The organism is Sutterella sp. AM11-39 (genome assembly GCF_003472385.1).
GTDB lineage: Bacteria > Pseudomonadota > Gammaproteobacteria > Burkholderiales > Burkholderiaceae_F > Duodenibacillus > Duodenibacillus intestinigallinarum.
Genome location: NZ_QRLV01000005.1, coordinates 85,820 through 104,142, shown reverse-complemented (window position 1 = coordinate 104,142; position 18,323 = coordinate 85,820). Strand labels below are relative to the sequence as shown.

At 56.2% G+C, this 18,323-nt stretch carries 16 protein-coding genes; 8 read left to right on the top strand and 8 right to left on the bottom strand.

Features of this window, described 5'->3' with window-relative positions; genetic code table 11:
* The first annotated feature begins 24 nt into the window (after nucleotides 1-24).
* From DW133_RS05920 to DW133_RS05910, 3 genes are read left to right on the top strand one after another with little or no spacing between them, the layout of a single operon-like run.
* Nucleotides 25-294: an HPr family phosphocarrier protein gene (locus DW133_RS05920; protein ID WP_118275727.1), complete on the top strand. Its 270-nt coding sequence runs from the start codon at nucleotides 25-27 to the stop codon at nucleotides 292-294.
* Complete coding sequence (ptsP, locus tag DW133_RS05915) at nucleotides 291-2,258, top strand: phosphoenolpyruvate--protein phosphotransferase (RefSeq protein WP_118275726.1); 1,968 nt, start codon at nucleotides 291-293, stop codon at nucleotides 2,256-2,258. The genes DW133_RS05920 and ptsP overlap by 4 nt, the downstream gene beginning before the upstream one ends.
* A 3-nt stretch (nucleotides 2,259-2,261) precedes the next feature.
* Complete coding sequence (locus tag DW133_RS05910; protein WP_118275725.1) at nucleotides 2,262-2,909, top strand: UPF0149 family protein; 648 nt, start codon at nucleotides 2,262-2,264, stop codon at nucleotides 2,907-2,909.
* A gap of 2 nt (nucleotides 2,910-2,911) precedes the next feature.
* On the opposite strand, the gene DW133_RS05905 is transcribed toward DW133_RS05910, so the two are convergent.
* The 3 genes from DW133_RS05905 to DW133_RS05895 are packed head-to-tail and all read right to left on the bottom strand — an operon-like array spanning nucleotide 2,912 to nucleotide 5,744.
* Nucleotides 2,912-4,270: an MFS transporter gene (locus DW133_RS05905; RefSeq protein WP_199588820.1), complete on the bottom strand. Its 1,359-nt coding sequence runs from the start codon at nucleotides 4,268-4,270 to the stop codon at nucleotides 2,912-2,914.
* Entirely contained in the window at nucleotides 4,267-4,968 is a 702-nt protein-coding gene (locus tag DW133_RS05900; RefSeq protein ID WP_118275723.1) for a pseudouridine synthase, read from the bottom strand. Before DW133_RS05900 ends, DW133_RS05905 begins: the two co-directional genes overlap by 4 nt.
* Nucleotides 4,968-5,744, bottom strand: a complete 777-nt coding sequence (locus tag DW133_RS05895) for an exodeoxyribonuclease III (RefSeq protein WP_118275722.1) — start codon at nucleotides 5,742-5,744, stop codon at nucleotides 4,968-4,970. Before DW133_RS05895 ends, DW133_RS05900 begins: the two co-directional genes overlap by 1 nt.
* A 120-nt stretch (nucleotides 5,745-5,864) precedes the next feature.
* Here DW133_RS05895 and pyrE point away from each other — a divergent pair, with 120 nt between their 5' ends.
* Nucleotides 5,865-6,542, top strand: coding sequence for an orotate phosphoribosyltransferase (gene pyrE, locus DW133_RS05890; protein WP_118275721.1), 678 nt, complete (start codon nucleotides 5,865-5,867; stop codon nucleotides 6,540-6,542).
* Between the two features lie 128 nt (nucleotides 6,543-6,670).
* Here pyrE and DW133_RS05885 read toward each other — a convergent pair whose 3' ends face one another.
* Nucleotides 6,671-8,428, bottom strand: coding sequence for a flavocytochrome c (locus DW133_RS05885; protein WP_118275765.1), 1,758 nt, complete (start codon nucleotides 8,426-8,428; stop codon nucleotides 6,671-6,673).
* Nucleotides 8,429-8,837: 409 nt separating this feature from the next.
* Here DW133_RS05885 and DW133_RS05880 point away from each other — a divergent pair, with 409 nt between their 5' ends.
* The 4 genes from DW133_RS05880 to DW133_RS05865 all read left to right on the top strand — a co-directional run bounded on the left by DW133_RS05880 (nucleotide 8,838) and on the right by DW133_RS05865 (nucleotide 13,344).
* Nucleotides 8,838-9,677, top strand: coding sequence for a hypothetical protein (locus tag DW133_RS05880; protein WP_147408883.1), 840 nt, complete (start codon nucleotides 8,838-8,840; stop codon nucleotides 9,675-9,677).
* A gap of 165 nt (nucleotides 9,678-9,842) precedes the next feature.
* Nucleotides 9,843-11,027, top strand: coding sequence for a porin (locus DW133_RS05875; protein WP_118275719.1), 1,185 nt, complete (start codon nucleotides 9,843-9,845; stop codon nucleotides 11,025-11,027).
* Between the two features lie 319 nt (nucleotides 11,028-11,346).
* Complete coding sequence (locus DW133_RS05870) at nucleotides 11,347-12,861, top strand: flavocytochrome c (RefSeq protein WP_118275718.1); 1,515 nt, start codon at nucleotides 11,347-11,349, stop codon at nucleotides 12,859-12,861.
* A 138-nt stretch (nucleotides 12,862-12,999) separates the two neighbouring features.
* On the top strand, nucleotides 13,000-13,344 hold the full coding sequence (locus DW133_RS05865) for a cytochrome c3 family protein (protein WP_118275717.1): 345 nt from the start codon (nucleotides 13,000-13,002) through the stop codon (nucleotides 13,342-13,344).
* Between the two features lie 138 nt (nucleotides 13,345-13,482).
* Here the strand turns inward: DW133_RS05865 and DW133_RS05860 are convergent, their stop codons facing one another.
* The 4 genes from DW133_RS05860 to gatA form a co-directional block, all read right to left on the bottom strand.
* A complete protein-coding gene (locus DW133_RS05860; RefSeq protein ID WP_158571131.1) occupies nucleotides 13,483-14,646 on the bottom strand; it encodes a porin in 1,164 nt (387 codons plus the stop codon).
* A 294-nt stretch (nucleotides 14,647-14,940) separates the two neighbouring features.
* On the bottom strand, nucleotides 14,941-15,375 hold the full coding sequence (locus DW133_RS05855; RefSeq protein ID WP_158571130.1) for a DUF805 domain-containing protein: 435 nt from the start codon (nucleotides 15,373-15,375) through the stop codon (nucleotides 14,941-14,943).
* A gap of 2 nt (nucleotides 15,376-15,377) precedes the next feature.
* Nucleotides 15,378-16,829: an Asp-tRNA(Asn)/Glu-tRNA(Gln) amidotransferase subunit GatB gene (gatB, locus tag DW133_RS05850; RefSeq protein WP_118275714.1), complete on the bottom strand. Its 1,452-nt coding sequence runs from the start codon at nucleotides 16,827-16,829 to the stop codon at nucleotides 15,378-15,380.
* 21 nt (nucleotides 16,830-16,850) lie between these two features.
* On the bottom strand, nucleotides 16,851-18,308 hold the full coding sequence (gatA, locus tag DW133_RS05845; protein WP_118275713.1) for an Asp-tRNA(Asn)/Glu-tRNA(Gln) amidotransferase subunit GatA: 1,458 nt from the start codon (nucleotides 18,306-18,308) through the stop codon (nucleotides 16,851-16,853).
* Nucleotides 18,309-18,323 lie beyond the last annotated feature (15 nt).

The following is an 18,323-nucleotide window of genomic DNA, read 5'->3' as shown; positions in this document are numbered from 1 at the left end:
TACAAGGTAAAAAAATCTACACTCATGCAGTCCAGAACCATCACCGTCTCGAACAAACTGGGCGTGCATGCTCGCCCAGCCGGCCTTATCACTAAAACCGCCGGTTTGTTTGACTGTTCCGTCATCCTCGACAAAAACGGCAAACGCATTGATGCCAAGTCCATCCTTGCCGTCATGACCATGGCCGCCAAATGCGGCGATGAAATCACAATCATCACCAACGGGCGCAATGACAAAGAGGCACTCGAAGCTATCGTGGCCCTCTTTCAGTCGAAGTTCGGCGAGGACGAATGATGGACAAACTGCTCAACGACATTGCCCCTGCCTCGACGACCGACGTAGCGGAAGAAAAAACAGTTGACACCGGCACCGAAATCGCTCCGGGCGCTGAAGCTGCTCCGGAATCGGATCCCGTCACGCTCGGCGGCACAGCCGTTAGTCCCGGCGCCGCCTTCGGCCACGCGCAGATGTTTGCCGAAGGCGAACTCGAGATTCCTCACTTTACAATCGAAAAGACACAGACCCGCGCCGAATTCACGCGCCTGCGCGCCGCCGTGCACACGGTCGACAAGGAGTTCGGCGAACTGATTGCGGAACTCAATCGCGAGGAAGACGCGCCGACGGAAGCCATCGCCTTTTTGGAACTGCACCGTCAGCTTCTCAACGACGACTCGATCATCTCGGAAACCCAGGACATCATCCGCGAGCGTCTGATCAACGCCGAATGGGCCCTGTCGCTTAAGCTAGAGGACATTCGCCGTAGCTTCGAAGAAATCGACGATGACTATCTGGCCGACCGCATTGACGACATCGCGCAAGTGATCGAGCGCGTGCAACGCGTTTTGAGCGGTCGCCGTCGCCCGGCCGACACCGTCTCGCGCATGATGAGCGAGAGCTCGGTCATTCTGGTGGCCGAAGATTTCAGTCCGGCCGACATTCTGATTCTGAAGCGCCGTCAGGACATATCCATCACGGGCCTGATCATCGAAAAGGGCGCGGCAACGTCGCACTCCTCCATTCTGGCACGTTCGCTCGAAATCCCAACGCTGGTCAACGTAAGCAACGCCTGCGAAGTGATTCAGACCGACGACGTTTTGCTGATGGACGCCGACAAGGGCATCGTCATCGTCAATCCGCAAAAGGACGGTATGCCGCAGATGTCCGAGCGCATCCGCAAAATGAATGCGGTGCGTCTGCGTCAACGCAAGCTCAAGGCCACGCATTGCGTGACCGCCGACGGCTGTGCCGTAAGCCTGCTCGCCAATCTTGCTCTGCCCGAGGATGCCAAGGAAGCAATGTCCAACGGCGCCGACGGCGTCGGTCTCTTCCGCTCCGAATTCCTCTTCATGAACCGCCCGAATTTTCCGAGCGAAGACGAGCAGTTCGAAACCTATACACGCGTCGTCAAAGCCATGCGCGGCAAGATCGTCACGATCCGCACCATGGACCTCGGCGGCGACAAACTGCCTTCGCGCGAAGCGCTCGAGTCGATCGGCGAAGATCCGGACAAACCCATCGCCAATCCGTCACTCGGCCGACGCGCCATCCGATTCAGCTTGAGCCACACCGACGTGTTCCTCACGCAGCTGCGCGCGATTCTGCGCGCCGGTGCGACCGGCCGCGTCCGCCTATTGGTCCCCATGCTCTCCTGGATGACCGAAGCCGACATCGTTCTCAGCTACGTGCGCCGCGCTCAGGAAGAACTCAAGGATCGCGGAGTCAAATACGCTGAAAACATCCAGATCGGCGGCATGGTGGAAGTGCCTTCGGCCGCGCTTTGCTTAAAGCAGTTCCTCAAGCGTCTGGACTTCGTTTCGGTCGGCACGAATGACTTGATTCAGTATCTTCTGGCCGTTGACCGCGAGGACCCGGATGTAGGTTATCTGTACGATCCGCTTCACCCGGCCGTGCTCTCCATGCTCTACAACTGCATCAACACGGCTCACCGTGCCGGCAAGGAAATCAGTGTCTGCGGCGAAGCAGCCGCCGATCCGGTCTTCGCCTTCCTGCTGCTGGGGATGGGACTGCGGCACTTCTCCATGGAAAGCGCCCGACTGCTGCCCATCAAGGAATTCATGCTCGCCGCCAACGCCCAGGATGCCACGGCACTGATGCGCCGCATCCATCGTGCGCACACGATTCAGGACATTCGCAAACATATTCTGGAATACTTTGCCGACCACGATGAATTGGCTGCCGGCTTTGCGGCAAGCCAAGTGCTGTGTGCCCGTCCCTGGCAAAGCTTTAAAGACGCTTAAAAAATGAAACCTCTGACTCTCACCGAAATCGACCGCCTGGGTGAACTGCTCGCCTCCGTGCCCGATCCCTTCGTGCCGATGGAAGCCGATCAGCTCGACGGCTTTCTCACGGCGCTGTGTCTGCTCAAGGTCCCGCCCTCCATCGACGATTGGTTCATCTACGTGCTGGACGCTTCGGGCAATCGCCGCGCCAAACTGGCCGATCCCGCCGAACATGCCGAACTGCGCCGTCTGGTGCTGGCCCGCGGCGCTGACATCGAGTCGCGCATTCTGCATGAAAAGCCTGTCGATCCCATCATCTACGACGAGGACATTGATGAGGACGATCCCGAAGGCGAATTGGCCGCGCTCGCACCCTTTGCCGATGGTTTTGCCTTTGCCTGCAGTCTGTGGCCGGAACTTATGAAGTCGCAGAACAAGGCCATTCAAGCCGCTTTGGTTGGCATTCTGCGCCACGAGTCGCCTGACGAAGAAGACGCAGAAGAGGAAGCCGAGGCAGATGACGCAACAGCGGAGGTTCGCTTTGCCAACCTCGACGAAGCTCTCGAAGACGTAGAAGCCTGCGTGCAGGAAATCGCGGAAGTCACCCGCAAGGACGACATCAAGAAGGCGCCCGCGAAGAAACCTGTTTTCGCAAAAAAGCGCCGTTAACCTCAGTCTTGAACTGTTCCGGACGCCGCCTCGTGCGGCGTTTTCTTTTTGCGAACAACGCCAGCCAACACCACCAAAATCAAAACCGGCACGCCAATGGCAGCCGTCGCCGTAAAGAAAGTCGCGTAACCGACCGACTGCACCGCCACACCGGAAAAGCCCGCCAGAAACTTGGGCAAAATCAGCATCACGGACGAAAATAGCGCGTACTGTGTGGCGCTGTAAGCCACATTGGTCAACCCCGAGAGATAGGCCACGAAAGCCGCAGAAGCCAGTCCGCCCGCAAAGTTATCGGCACTCACCGTCAGAACCAGAAACGCCGTGTCGTGTCCGCGCAAAGCCAAAGCCGAGAAAAGCAAATTGGTCACAGCCGACAATAGGCCGCCCAAAAAGAGCGTTCGCATGACACCGATGCGCGAGGCGATCGCGCCGCCCGCAAAAGCGCCCACCAATGTCATGATCAAGCCGAAGACTTTGCTTACGGCCGCCACTTCCTCTTTGGAAAAGCCCAAATCCGCATAGAAGGGATTGGCCATGACGCCCATCACCACATCGCTGATGCGGTAGGTGGCAATCAACGCCAAAATCACTGCCGCACCCCAGCCAAAACGCGAGAAGAAATCCAAAAATGGCTTACAGATCGCTTCGAAAATCCACTCGCGCTTACTTGCATAGGTCTGTGCATGCACTCGCCGGCTTTGCTCCGGCTCAGGGCTCAAAAGCACCGTGACAACGCCCACCAACATGCTCGCGGACATCACAAGATACGCTGATCTCCAACCGACGGCCGTCCCGAACTGCGTTTCGAAAAAGGCGGCAATCGCCAGAGCGCCGGCCCCCGCCCAAATCATCGCCAGTCGGTACCCCGTCTGATAGGTGGCGGCAAAGGCCGCCTGTTTTTCTTCCGAACCGCTTTCAATGCGAAAGGCGTCAAGCGCAATGTCCTGCGTAGCACCAAAAAACGCCGTCGTGAGCGCCAGAGCGGCCGTCAGCGTCAGGCTTTTGGCCGGATCCGCAAAGGCCATCAGAGCAAGCGAAACGATGAGTCCGATTTGCGCCGTCAGAAGCCATGCCCGGCGCTGTCCGAGTCGAGACGACAACAGCGGAATGCGCAATTTGTCAACAAGCGGCGACCAGAGCCACTTCATGCCCCAGCACAACCCGACCCAACTCATGAAACCGATGCTTTTAAGGTCAACGCCGACTTCGCGCATCCAAAACGAAAGAGTTCCCAGAACCAACAAAAGCGGCAGCCCCGAACTGAACCCCACAAAGAACATGCGCAAAACAACCGGCTCACGGTAAATCGCAAGCCAGGATAGTGCACCGCCTTCTCTTTTAGAGCTCTTCTCGGGTGTCATTTCTTGTCGTAAAAAACGTCCGGGCCGGAAAGCCAGCGCCATTTACCACAGGCCAAATCCTCGGGAAGCCTTAAAGCGCCGAACGCAATGCGCTGCAGCGCTTCGACGCGATTGCCGGCTGCGGCAACCATGCGCTTGACCTGATGATATTTGCCACTGGTGATCGTCATGTCAATGGTGTATTCATCCACACGCACGATATCGTCGGCGGCAAGCGTCTCCTTTTCGTCTTTGAGCTTAACGCCCACGACCAAATCCTCAAGCATCTTGTCGCTCGGCGCATGCTTGCAGGTCACGCGATATCGCTTGGGTACATGCCGCTTGGGGTGCGTCAAACGATGCAGCAAAGCGCCGTCGTCGGTAAAAATCAAAAGTCCCGTGGTGTCCGCGTCCAGCCTTCCCACCGGCTGTACACCGCGGCAGCGCAGCGGAGGCGGCAGCAGCTGCATGATGCTCGGATGGTGAATCGGCTTTTGCGAGCACTCGTAGCCCGCAGGCTTATTCATCATCAGGAGAGCCTTTTCCCGATACGGCCACGTTTCGCCCTTGACCGTAAAGTCAAGCGACTCGACATCAATGTCCGCGTCGGGATCATCAACGACTTCGCCTTTAACAGCAACTTGTCCGAGCGCGATCAAACCTCGGCATTCATGACGCGTGCCAAACCCCTGAGAAAAAAGAATTTGCTCCAGACGCATCAAATTTCTCGTTCAAAATCAATCACAAGCGGCGCATGATCCGAGAATTTCTCGTCTTTGTAGATGAACGTACTTCTCGCGTCGCGGGCAATGCCTTCGGTACCGAACATGTAATCAATGCGCCAACCGACGTTCTTGGCTCTGGCCTGGCCTCGCTGACTCCACCAGGTGTACTGCTCCGCTCCGGGTTCAAGCTCACGGAAGATATCGTGCCAGCCGTCGCATTCGAGTCGATCCGTCACCCACTGACGCTCTTCTGGCAAAAAGCCTGAGTTCTGCAGGTTTCCTTTCCAGTTTTTCAGGTCGATTTCCTTGTGTGCGATATTGACGTCGCCGCAGATCAGAATATCGCGGCCGCTTGCCTGCAGTTTTTCCATGTGCTTTTCAAAAGCGTCCAGAAAGCGATACTTGGCAAGCTGCCGGTCATCACTAGAACTGCCCGACGGGAAATACACGGAGACAATCGACAAATTCTTGAAGTCAGCCTGAACATAACGGCCTTCGTCGTCGAATTCGCCGCCGTCAAAACCGATCACGACATTGTCAGGCTCCACCTTCGACCACAATCCGACGCCCGAATATCCTTTTTTCTGCGCGCAGTGAACCCAAGAGTTGTAGCCGGTGCGATGGCGAACTTCGTTTTCAATGTCAGATTCCTGGGCTTTGAGTTCCTGCACGCACAGCACCTGCGCGTCGATCTGATCAAACCAGTTCCAAAAGCCTTTGTTGGCGGCCGAACGAATGCCGTTGGCGTTAAAAGTCACGACGCGAAGCATGCGGTTGAGTTCCTTTTTCGGGGAAATAGAGACAATGGAAATGCCGTAGAATTTTAGCTTGCGCGTGCAATTGGCCTGCCGCGCATTACCTTTGAATTTTCTTTTCGTTTTGTGCCCATCATGCCCAGCATTCAGTCTCAGTTCATTGAATTTGCCCTTGCTTCCGACGTTCTCCGCTTTGGCAGCTATAAAACCAAAGCAGGCCGCATGAGCCCGTACTTCTTCAACGCGGGTCTGTTCTCCACCGGCCAGATGCTCGATACGCTCGGCGCGTTTTACGCCAAGGCGCTTCTGGCTGCGCGTGATGCCGGTCGCATTGAGTTCGACATGCTCTTCGGGCCTGCCTATAAGGGTATTCCGCTGGTGAGCACCGTCGCCATGAATCTTGCCCGCATGGGCTGTGACTGTCCCTACGCATTCAACCGCAAGGAAGCCAAGGATCACGGTGAAGGCGGCACAGTCATCGGCGCCCCCCTGAAAGGCCGCGTCGTCATCATCGACGACGTGATCAGCGCCGGTACCTCCGTGCGTGAATCCGTCGCGCTCATCACCGCCAACGGTGCTACGCCCGCCGGCGTTCTGATCGCCCTGGACCGCATGGAAAAGGGCGGCGACGCCGTCAATCTGACGGCCACGTCCGCAGCTCAGGATGTTGAAAAGACCTTCAACATGCCCGTCGTGAGCATCGCCAACCTCAAGGATCTGCTGAGCTTCATGGACGGCGACTCGCCCGCTGCCAAGGCCGCCGCGCAGTACCGTGAAGCCGTGAAGGCCTATCGCGAACAGTACGGCGCCTAACTTCCTCTGGCACCTTCAACAAAAAGCGCAGGTGGCACATTCACACTGCGCTTTTTTATCACCAAAAATTTCGCCCCGACGTTCATCAGAACCCCGAGGCGAAAATGATCGGCTAAATTGGGAACGTATTACTTCGCCGCTTCGGCCGCTGCCTTACCGGCAATGCGACCGAACACGATGATGTCAGTATATGCATTGCCGCCGAGGCGGTTCGTACCGTGCGTTACGCCCGTGACCTCACCGGCCGCCCAAAGACCCGGAATCGCCTTGCCTTCGGCCGTCAGAGCCTGAGCCTTCTCATTGATGCGCACGCCGCCCATTGTGTGGTGCACGCTCGGTACGGCCTTGATGACGTAGTACTTGCCCTGCGTCATGTCGAGCAAGCCGGAACGATGGTTGAAATCCTTGTCGTTGCCCTTGCCCGTCATGGAACTCACGCGATCAATCGTGGCCTTGAGGCTGTCAAACGGAATCTTCGTGAAGTCGGCCACGCACTTCAGATCGTCGCAGGTTGCCATAATGCCCTGCTTGGTGAAGGCTTCGTATTCCGTCGGATGTTCCTTGACGGTATTGGAAATCGAGCCGATCTTGTCATTCCAGAGCACCCAGCAGTAGCCGCCGGTCTGCTTCAGGATGGCTTCGGACAGAACATCACGGCGCTGCAGTTCTTCCACAAAGCGCTTGCCTTCCTGATTGAGCATGATGGCACCGTCAAAGCGAGCGTCCGCAATCAGTTCGATTACACCCGAAATCGGGTCGCAGATCGGATAGGTCTGGATGTAACCCATGTTGACAAGTTGGGCACCCGCGCGCTCGGCCATATAGAGAGCTTCACCCGTTGTGCCCGGAGCATCCGTCGTCTTGAAGCGCTCGTCAATCTTCGGGTTGTACTTTTTGACCATCTCAGGATTGGCACCGAAGCCGCCCGTTGCAAGCACCACGCCACCCTTGGCGTTAAAGGTGTAGGAAGCCCCGTTCATCGTCGCCTTGACGCCAACGACACGACCGCTCTTATCCTTAATGAGTTCTTCAGCCTTCATGTTGGTGATGACGGGAATGCCCAATTCATCAGCCTTAGCCTGGAACTTGGTGATGAATTCCGTACCGGTGTGACCAATCGGAATCAGAGCGCGTTTACGGGAGTGCCCGCCGAAGAAGAAGAGATTGTCGTCTTCAAAGCGAACGCCGAGGTAGTCACGGCACCACTTGGCAGCGTCAAGGGCGTTGTGCGTCAACACATTGATCACCTTGGGATCGCCCTTCTTGTCACCGCCGAGATAGGTGTCCTTGGCGTGCAGTTCCGGCGAGTCGTCGTTGATGCCGAGCTTAGGCTGAACCCAATTCTTAGCTGCGTTCATTTCAGCGCCGGAAATCAAAGAGTTGCCGCCGACAGCAGGCATCTTTTCCAACAGGACGACATTGGCGCCGGCATTCTTAGCTTCAATCGCAGCGGAAAAACCTGCACCGCCCGCACCGATCACGACCACGTCATAGGACGACTCCTTCGGCAAAGCCTTGACAACCTTCTTGATCGCCTTCTTATCGGCCTTGCTGAGCGTTACTCCGGCCTTCTTGGCGGCATCGGCCACAGCGTCCAGGAACCCCTTAGACGAGAAAGTAGCGCCGGAAATGGCGTCGAGCTGCACGGAATTCGTGTCAATGACGTGCTGCTTGAGATCCGTGAAGACCTTAGCGGCGAGCACAGGATTTTCCTGCTGCTTGACGATCTTGATGTCCTTGATCTTGCCGCCGTCAAAAGTCACGGCAACAGTCACGTCGCCGTGCTTGCCAACACCGGAACCCTGTGTCGTCACAGGACTTGCCGATACGGTGGCTGCAAAAGCCGAGCAAACCAACCCGGCAACCAAAGCGCGAGAAAAACGCATATCTATTTCCCCTCTGTAGTAAACAGACAGTTTGATGCAGTTAGCAACAAAAGACAGTAAACTGTCTGATTTTGTCGACTTTTGATCGCAATCTTCAAAGAAAACCAGCTGATACAGACGCAAAAGCGACCATGCCGTCTTTTTGAGCTGTCTCCTCGGCATTTTAGGCAATTCTACTTAGAGCGGATAGTCATCAAAAACTGCGCTTTATTCGGTCCTTTCCAAAATTTCAACCTCTCGATTCAGGCAACCTCTTCCCCAATTTTTAGTTCTGAACTCTTGAGAACCCATTGATTTTCTGTGAAAATGCCCTGACTAATTCTTTTGGCTCACTCGGTATTAGTCGATGATTTTTCGATTTCTTACCGCAGGAATCTTTGAAGTTTTTTTTAACAACAAAAGGCCAAACATGCGTCCGCCTTCCTCTAGCTGGCTCAAGGAAATCGGGGTTTTTAGAAATCGTCTGACAGACGATACTTACTCTATTCCTTCCTATCCGTGGCTCGCCCCGCCGCTGCACTCCCGAATTCGTTCCCTGATCGAACGCTGGGGTGTAGAAACGGAATTAGGAGCCAACGAACCCGTGCTCGGACACGTCAGCGACAAAGTCGACAAGCTTGTCATGGTTAAATCCGGCATTACCGGACGCTGCTTCGGTTCCATTTACGGCGTCAAACAACCCGGCATGGCGTTTTCCATTCCCGGACGCCTGGCATGCGGCAACCTTAATTTCTTTTCGCATCGCCCCTGTGTCGGCAGCTACTACGCCCTTGTGCCAAGCGTTGTCATCAGTGTTCCCCAGTCGCTTCTCTACAGTCTTTGCGAAAAAGACCCGGAAATGCTGATGATTGTGGCCCGAGAATTCGAATTGGTGAATCTGTCGGATCGTCTGGGATTCGGTGTGCATACGATGCTTGGCGTTGAAGATCGTTTACTGGCCTATTTCATCACCTGGACGGTTGCGTTCGGTCGCGAAGAGGTCATCGACGGGACCTCGTGGATTCGCGTGCCGGCGCCGCTGCGCGGCGAAGCGCTGCAGTTCGTCGTCAACTGTTCGGCAGCCGCGCTTGAGCGCGCTCTGGGAAATCTCAAGAGTTCCGGTAACTACATCCCACAAAACGACAGCGCTCTGATCAAGCTCGAATGCATGTTGCCGGTGCATCGCTGGCTGCGAAACATTGAAGAACGCTCCAGCGATCTGTACCGCAATCCGCTCAAAAAGATCCTTGCGGAAACGCACCCGGAGTAAACGCAAAACGAAGGCCAAACAGCGACCCTCCTGAAATTTACCCCTTTGGAATTACGGGTTTATGCCAGTTTTTACCCCTTACGGTTAATGTATTTGCTCGTTCCTTCGGCGCATATACTCAAATCCGTGGAGTCATAAATCCTCTACCCAAAGGAGAAACAACAAATGAAAAAGTCTTTGATCGCCATGTCGGTGCTCGGCGCATTCGTTGCCGGCTCTGCGACTGCGGCCAATGTCGAAATCTACGGTTTGATCAACCCCGCTCTGATGTTCACGAGCAGCAACGGCGACTACGACGGAGCTGAAACGAAGAACCAGTTCTCGATGGAAGAAGGCAAGGAATTCGGTTCCCGTTGGGGTCTGCGCGGCATGGAAGAAATCAGCCCGGACTTCAAGGTCGGCTTCGTGCTTGAATCCGGCTTCCGTTCCGATACCGGTGCTCTGGGTGCAGCCCGCGACACCGGCCGTATCTTCGACCGCGAATCGCATATCGACCTGCACACCAAGTTTGGTAAGTTCCAGTTCGGCCGCATGCCCCTGTTCGGCAGCGTGCTCGGTGCCGACGGTCTGTTCCGCGCCATTGACCCGCTCTTTGCCAACTACACTTTCGCGTTTGGCTCCGGTTCCGTCACCGCCTCCGACTGGACCCGCGTTGACAACGCCATCAGCTACGTCACTCCGACGTTTGCCGGCTTGACAGCTTATGCCATGTATTCGTTCAAGAACGACAGTAAGAAGACCTCCACAATTGATAACGAGGTCGTTACTGGCGAAGAAAGCAAAGCAGAATCTGACCGTTACGCCTCTCTGGCTTTGCGCTATCAGAACGGTGGTCTGGAATCCGTTTTGGTTGCTGACATGACGATGTACGGCTCTATCGATAGCCCCGCCCATGAAACCGCGGATGTCGACAACGGCTTTACCGTGACCCTCGGCGGCAACTATGAATTCAGCAACGGTTTCAAGCTGATCGCTTTTGCGCAGTACTTCAAGGATCAGTGGCTCAATACCAATGCTCGTGCCGGCGTCACTTTGGACGGTGTGAGCCACATTGCTGGGAGTGCTGGTTATGGGTTCGTTGATGGCTACGGCGTGAGCCTCGGTGCCAACTATCCGTTGGGTGGCGGCACCATCAAGGGTCAGATCGCCTATCGAGACATGGACAATACGATGGACGTTGACTTCAACCGCTGGTTCGTGGCACTTGGTTACGATTACCCGATGTCCAAGCGCACGAGTTTCTTTGCGATGACCGGTTTCACCCAGGAAAAGGTTGAAAACAATCGCACTAACGAAGAAGCTACGCCGTACGGCTTTGAATTCACGGCCGGTATTCTGCATCGCTTCTAATCCGTTTCTTGCGTTCGGTATGAACGCATGACCGATGATCAACGCACATCCTCGTTTCGGGGGTGTGCGTTGTTTTTTGTAGGTACATACTGTGACGTACCTCCGATCAATTGTTCACCTAAGCCTTGAAAAAACCTTTTTAAAACCGAGGTTTAACGCCATTTTTGGTCCGTAAAAACCCTAGTTTAAGCCTATTTGCAGAGGGGTATCTCTCCTTTTTGACTAGTCCTAAACTGACCGTCAGAAGGTTGAAGAGGTTGTCAAAATCGACCGTTCGACCAAACTACGAAACACTTGTTCAAAGTGAAGGAGAAACAAAGTGACCAATAGTCTTTCCCGCCGCAGCTTCCTCGGCTCTCTGGCTGCCGCCGGTGCCGCCGGCGTTGTGTCTGCCCCCGTTCTTGCGCAGACCGTGAAGGTTCCCGCCAAGTGGGACAAAACAGTTGACTTCCTGATTGTCGGTACGGGTTTTGCCGGTTTGGGCGCTGCCATTGAAGCCCACGAACAGGGTATCAAGAACGTCCTCGTCATCGACAAGATGCCTTCCTACGGCGGCAACTCCATCATCAACGGCGGCGCCGTGGCTGCTGCCGGTACCGACATGCAGAAGGCTGCCGGTATCAAGGACAATCCCGATCTCCTCTACAAGGACATCATGAAGGCAGGCGGCGGTCTGGCTCACCCCGAACTCGCACGCCACATCGCCGACAGCTCCGTTGAAAACTACGAATGGCTCAAGAAGGTCGGTGTTCAGTTCAAGGCCGTCACCTTCCACGGCGGTCACTCCGTACCCCGTAGCCATGCCGTGACCAATAACTCCGGTTCCGGCTTCATCAACCCGATGTACAAGAAGTGCCAGGAATACGGCATCCCCGTGCAGTTGCGCACGATCGTCGATGACCTCGTTGTTGACGACAAGGGCGCTGTGCTCGGCGTCAAGGTCCGCGAAAACTATCGCTTCGGCCGTGAAAAGTCCGGCAAGGTTGCCTACTACCGCGCCACCAAGGGTGTTCTGCTCGCCGCCGGCGGCTTCAGCCAGAACGTCCAGATGCGTATGGAACACGATCCGCGTCTGAACGAGAAGTTCGGCTCCACCAACCATCCGGGTGCTACGGGCGACGCTCTGCAGGCTGCTCAGATGATCGGTGCCAACACCATCCAGATGGACTGGATTCAGCTCGGCCCGTGGACCAGCCCCGATGAAAACGGCTTCGGTCTGGCTCCGCTCTTTGTGGAATCCGCTGTCGGTTACGGCCCGATGATTGATCCGGCTACCGGCAAGCGCTTCATTCAGGAAACCGGCAACCGTAAGGTTCGCGCCGACGCCATCGTTGCCATCGGCCATCCGACCCTGATCTACACCTGCGTCAAGAACGCAGAAAACAAGATCATCGGCAAGAACATGACGCCGGAACTGTTTGACCGCGCCATGAAGAACGGCGTGATCAAGAAGGTCGCCAACCTGAAGGAACTCGCTGATACGTACAAGATCCCGTACGACGAACTGAAGAAGACCAACGAGAAGTTCGACAGCTACATCAAGGCTCAGAAGGATCCGGACTTCAACTGCATGATGTTCAAGGACGCTGTCCAGAACGGCGACGGCCCCTTCTACGTTGTGCGCCTGTGGCCGCGTGTGCACCACTGCATGGGCGGTCTCGTGATCAACAACAAGGCCCAGGTTGAAAACGCCCGCGGCCAGGTGATCCCGGGTCTCTACGCAGCTGGTGAAATCACCGGCGGCGTGCACGGCATGGTTCGTCTCGGTACCGTTGCTGTGGCCGACTGCATCATCTTCGGTCGTACCGCTGCCCGTACGGCTGCCGGCAAGTAATCCGGTTTTTCCCAGAGGGCCGGTCTTCTTTCGGCCCTCCAATCTCCTATAAGAGTGTTCTCTTAGACCCGGCACGGACGTGCCGGGTCAGAGAGAATTTTTCCCCAACAAAAAGAACCAACGTATCAGGAGCTCACGATGTCTTTTTCGAAGACACTTTTGATTTCGCTCGGTCTGGCTTCTTTGATCGCCTGCGGCACAGTTAGCGCAGCGGAAAAGTTCGGCGCGGACCGTCACGTCGCCCGCGGTATTTCTTGCCAAATGTGCCACGGCCCCGACATGAAGAACCCCGTGTATCCGGATGAAAACACCTGCATCAAGTGCCATCCGAAGGCTGCCATGGCCAAGAAAACTGAAAAGCTTCAGCCCAATCCGCACGCCGCTCCGCACAACGGAGACTGCACGCTGTGCCACATGCAGCACGAACCCACAGTGAACTACTGCGAACAGTGCCACAAATTCAATTTCCCGAAGGTGCCTTAATCATCTTCCGAATTCCGATTGTCCTCTCCTCTCTCCTCAATCGGAATTCGATCAGTCTCTCCTCAAAAAGAATCCCGGCTGCCGAGTCGTTCGCCGAAGCGAAAGGCTGACAGGCCGGGACTTTTTTCTCGGATTGCTTTAGAAGCGGTGATTGAGACCCAGGAAGAACATGTGGTTACCCAAACCGCTTTCTTCCTTGGCGATGTCGGGAGGCAACGTGGAACTGCCGCCGCCGGCCAGAGCAAAGTTGGCGTTTTCCTGGTTATAAACGCCGAATGCACCGGTGTAGATGAAGGTGCGTTTGCTCAACGGGTAATCATAACGTACACCCCAGCTCACACCGTCGGCGTGATCCACCGAGGTATTGTGCAGATAGCCGCCCGTGACGATGAACTTGCCCGTCCCCATTGGCATCGACACACCGAGCGCCGTTGCCCATAGGTTCGGGGCCATTTCGTCCTTGGATTCGCGGAACACGAAGTTCATGTGCAACTTTGCCGAACCGAAATCGTAAGCCGCCGACAAAGAGCCGAACCACACGTTTTCAAATGTGTAGTCGCCCACCATCGGGTTGTCCCAAAGGGCCAGACTGATGTTTCCGGAGAACGCGCCTCTCACATAGCGCGCAGCGGCGTTGTAGAAGTTGCCGCGACTGTTGGACTGGTCAATAGTCCCGTCAACTTCCTCCGTTTTCTGTTCACCAAAGGCCGCCATGAACGAACCCGTAAAACCGGAGAAGTTAGGCGTGGAGTACAGAATCGAATTGTCCATGCGAGTCGTAGCCAGACGCGCCCCGGTAACATACGAATTCTTGCCGGGAAGACCGATACCATTGGTGGACACGATGCCGGGAATGCCGAAGGCACCGATGGCGCTGCCCAAACTCTGACCTGCCGCTTCGTTCATCGGCAAAGACATGAAGTGCGGCGTGTACTGTCGGCCGAAACTGATCGAACCGAATTCGCCACGCACACCCACCACGGTTTCGCGCTCAAAGATCCATTTGACGTCAGGTGTGCCGGAACTCGTGCCCTGATCCGTCAGCACCCCCATTTCCAAACGCATGAACGCTTCGGTTGCACCGTTAATCTGTTCCGTTGCGGAAAAAGTCACGCGGCTGCCGCCGGCACCACCGCCCGAAGACATACGCACGGTGTTCTTATCGCCGGCCGTGTACGACTCGATATAGGTATCGATCTGGCCGCTGATCTGCACGTTGGCAGCCATCGCAGCCTGAGACAAGCCGAATACGCAGGCGCCGACAGCACCCGCCTTTACGGAAGACAACAACTTGTTTTCCACAAAAAATCCTTTCCGATTTTTTATGCCGTCCTTTCGACTGCGACTTGCGGCGGTCGATTCGACAGCTCCTGTTTTTCTCCGCTCAAAAACTTTGAGCCCTCCTGCGGTCTCACCCGATCTTTTCCGACAGGCACAAAAAAACCGACAAACCTCATCGGCGATCTGTCGGGTCATTCAAACCTAGTATTAGCCCTTGGTAAAAGTTACCATCAAGCGTGAGAAAAGATGAGTATTAACCCTGCTACGGGATTCTACTAATCTTTGCTCAGAAAGCGAATCGTCGGCCTTAATTTTTCAGTGCTGTTGTTTTCTTCTTTCCTCCGGTTCCGCAAAGCGATCAAACCGATTGGGAAAGGGCGCGCTCGGCAGCAGCAGAAGAACGGTCACCGCAAGCCACCCCAGACAGGGCACGACCAAAAGCCACAGCCACCACCCCGAAAAGTCGGCGTCATGCAGGCGGCGAACCGCCAGACGCTTGAGCGGAACAAGCGCAGCCAAAGCGGCGATCGAAAACACGTTCATCCAGAACAGAACAAAACCCGAGTCAGGCTCCATCTGTAATCGGTATGCTGTTTCAAACGGCACGATGAACAAAACGGCCAGAAAGAAAAGGTGAGCCAGAAGAGCACACCAAAAGGCCGTCCTCGAAAGACGGCCCGGGCGCGTGAGGTCGAAAAAGTGCACTTCCCGCAGCAACTGCGTTAGGCGCACTTTTTCAGACGAGACCATCCTCATCCGTTGAGTTTCTTGGTGAGGATTTCGTTGACCTGCTTGGGATTGGCTTTGCCGCGGGTGGCCTTCATAGCCTGGCCCACGAGCGCGTTAAAGGCCTTCTGTTTGCCTGCCTTGAACTCTTCAACCATCTTGGCGTTGTTGGCGAGCACCTCGTCGATCACCGCTTCGATGGCCGAGCTGTCGGAAATCTGCTTTAGGCCCTCTTTTTCAATGAGTTCATCGACCGATTCCGCAGCGCCTTCCCAAATGAGCGAGAAGATGCGCTTGGCACCCTTGCCGTTGATCGTACCGTCGGCCAGACGCTTCAGAATGTCGGCAAGCTTGGCGGCCGTCACAGGCGCCTGAGCGTACGTCATGCCTTCCTGTGCATTGACGTTTGCGGCCACTTCACCCATCACCCAGTTGGCGGCGATCTTCTTGTCGGGCGCCACGGCGCTCAACGCACAGAAGTAGTCGGCAACGTCCTTGCTGGCAGTCAGCACAGCGGCGTCGTACTCGCTCAGTCCCATGTCACGCACGAAACGTTCGCGCATGGCGTCGGGCAGTTCGGGCATCTCGCTGCGGATGCGGGCCATGTCTTCGGGCGTGAGCACGCACGGCAACAGATCGGGATCCGGGAAATAACGATAGTCCATGGAGTCTTCCTTGGTACGCATTTCTCGGGTTTCGCCCGTCTCGGGATCGTACAGGCGCGTAGCCTGCACTACCTTGCCGCCGCTTTCGATCAGTTCGATCTGGCGGGCCACTTCGTAGTCAATGGCTTCCTGCAGGAACTTGAAGCTGTTGAGGTTCTTAATTTCGCAGCGCGTGCCGAATTCGGTGCTGCCCATCGGGCGCACGGAAACGTTAGCGTCACAGCGGAAATTACCTTCCTGCATGTTGCCGCGGGAGATGCCAAGCCACACGACCAGAGCATGCAACGCCTTGGCGTAACCGACGGCTTCGGCCGAGCTGCGCAGTTCCGGTTCGGTCACGATTTCAAGCAGCGGCGTGCCGGCGCGGTTCAAGTCCATGCCGGACTTGTAGGCAACAACGCCATGGTTACTCTTGCCGGCGTCTTCTTCCAAGTGAGCGCGCGTGAGATTAATGGTCTTCACATACGGTTCGCCCGACTTGGGTTCGACGCGGAAGGTCACCTTGCCGCCCTTGACGATCGGATGCTCGAACTGGCTGATCTGATAGCCCTTGGGCAAATCGGGGTAGAAATAATTTTTACGGTCGAAGACGGAGCGTTCGGCCACTTCGGCGCCGATGGCAAAACCGAACTTGGCGCCGCGCTCCACCGCACCGCGGTTCAGAACCGGCAAAGCGCCCGGCAGAGCCAGGTCAATGTAGCAAGCCTGTGTGTTGGCTTCAGCCCCGAAATGCGTGCTGGCGCCGGAAAAAATCTTCGACTCCGTGGAGAGCTGAACGTGCGTCTCCAGACCGATCACAACTTCCCATTGCATGATGTCTCTCGAGCTCCTCGATTAAAAACCTTCGGGGTGACGCAGATGCCAGTCGGTAGCCTGCTGCCAGGCGTGAGCGATGCCGAGCATCTTGGCCTCGTTGAAGCGAGCACAGGTAATCTGCACACCGATCGGACGTCCGTTGCTGTGGATGCCGCAGGGCATGCTCATGCAGGGAAGGCCGGCAAGCGACATCGGCACGGTGTAGAGGTCGCCGAGATAAGCCGACACCGGATCCTTCTTGGAACCGAAGTCATAGGCCGTTGAAGTGGTCACGGGACTGATGATGGCATCGACCTTTTGGAAAGCCTGATCGAATTCCTGAGCAATCAGGCGGCGTACCTTTTGAGCCTTGATGTAGTAAGCATCGTAGTAGCCGTGCGAGAGCACGTAGGTGCCGATCAGAATGCGGCGCTTGGGTTCGTCACCGAAACCCTCGTCGCGGCTTCTCTTGATCATGTCCTGAATACCGTCGTAGTCCTTGGCACGGTAGCCGTAGCGCACGCCGTCGAAGCGAGACAGGTTGGAACTGGCTTCGGCACAGGCCACAACGTAGTACACGGAAACGCCCAGATCGGCCGTCGGCAGTTCGATATCGACAATTTCGGCGCCCTGCGAACGGTAGGTGTCGATCACGGCTTCGATCGCCTTGGAGCATTCGGCATCGAGTTTGTCGGCAAACCAGGCGCGCGGCACGCCGATCTTGAGACCTTTGACACCCTTGGTGAGATCGCGCGTGAAGTCTTCGGCAGGCATATTTTCGCTCGTGGAATCCCACGGTTCATAGCCCACCATATCCCCCAGCACCCAGGCGATGTCTTCGGCAGTATGCGCCATGAGACCGGCCGTATCCAAAGAGGAAGCAAAGGCGATCATGCCGAGTCGGCTCGGACGACCGTAGGTGGGTTTGAGGCCCGTTACACCGCAGAAGGCTGCCGGTTCACGAATGGAGCCGCCCGTATCGGTGGCGGTCGCAATCGGAGCCAGGCCAGCAGCCACACAGGCGGACGAACCGCCGGAGCTGCCGCCCGGAACCGCATTGACGTTCCAAGGATTGAAGACCTTGCCGTAGGCGGAATTTTCGTTGGCCGACCCCATCGCGAATTCGTCGCAGTTGAGTTTGCCGAGTGTCACCATTCCGGCCGCATCAAGCTTCTTAACCACGGCAGCGTCGAAGGGACTCATATAGCCTTCAAGCATGCGGCTTGCGGCGGTCGAGGCCCACTTGCGCGTCACGAAAATGTCCTTGTGCGCGATAGGAATACCGGTCAGGCGCGTGGCCGTGCCTTCGGCGATGCGCTTGTCGGCCTCACGGGCCTGTTCAAGCGTCACTTCGGGACGGACATCCAAAAAGCAGTTCAGTTCTTTGTGCGCTTCGATACGGGCAAGATAGTCCTGTGCCAGTTCGACGGCGCTTACTTCACGGGCGGCGAGCGCACGGGAAAGTTCCGCTACGGTGCGAAAAGTTGTCGATTGCATTCTTCTGGAATCCTT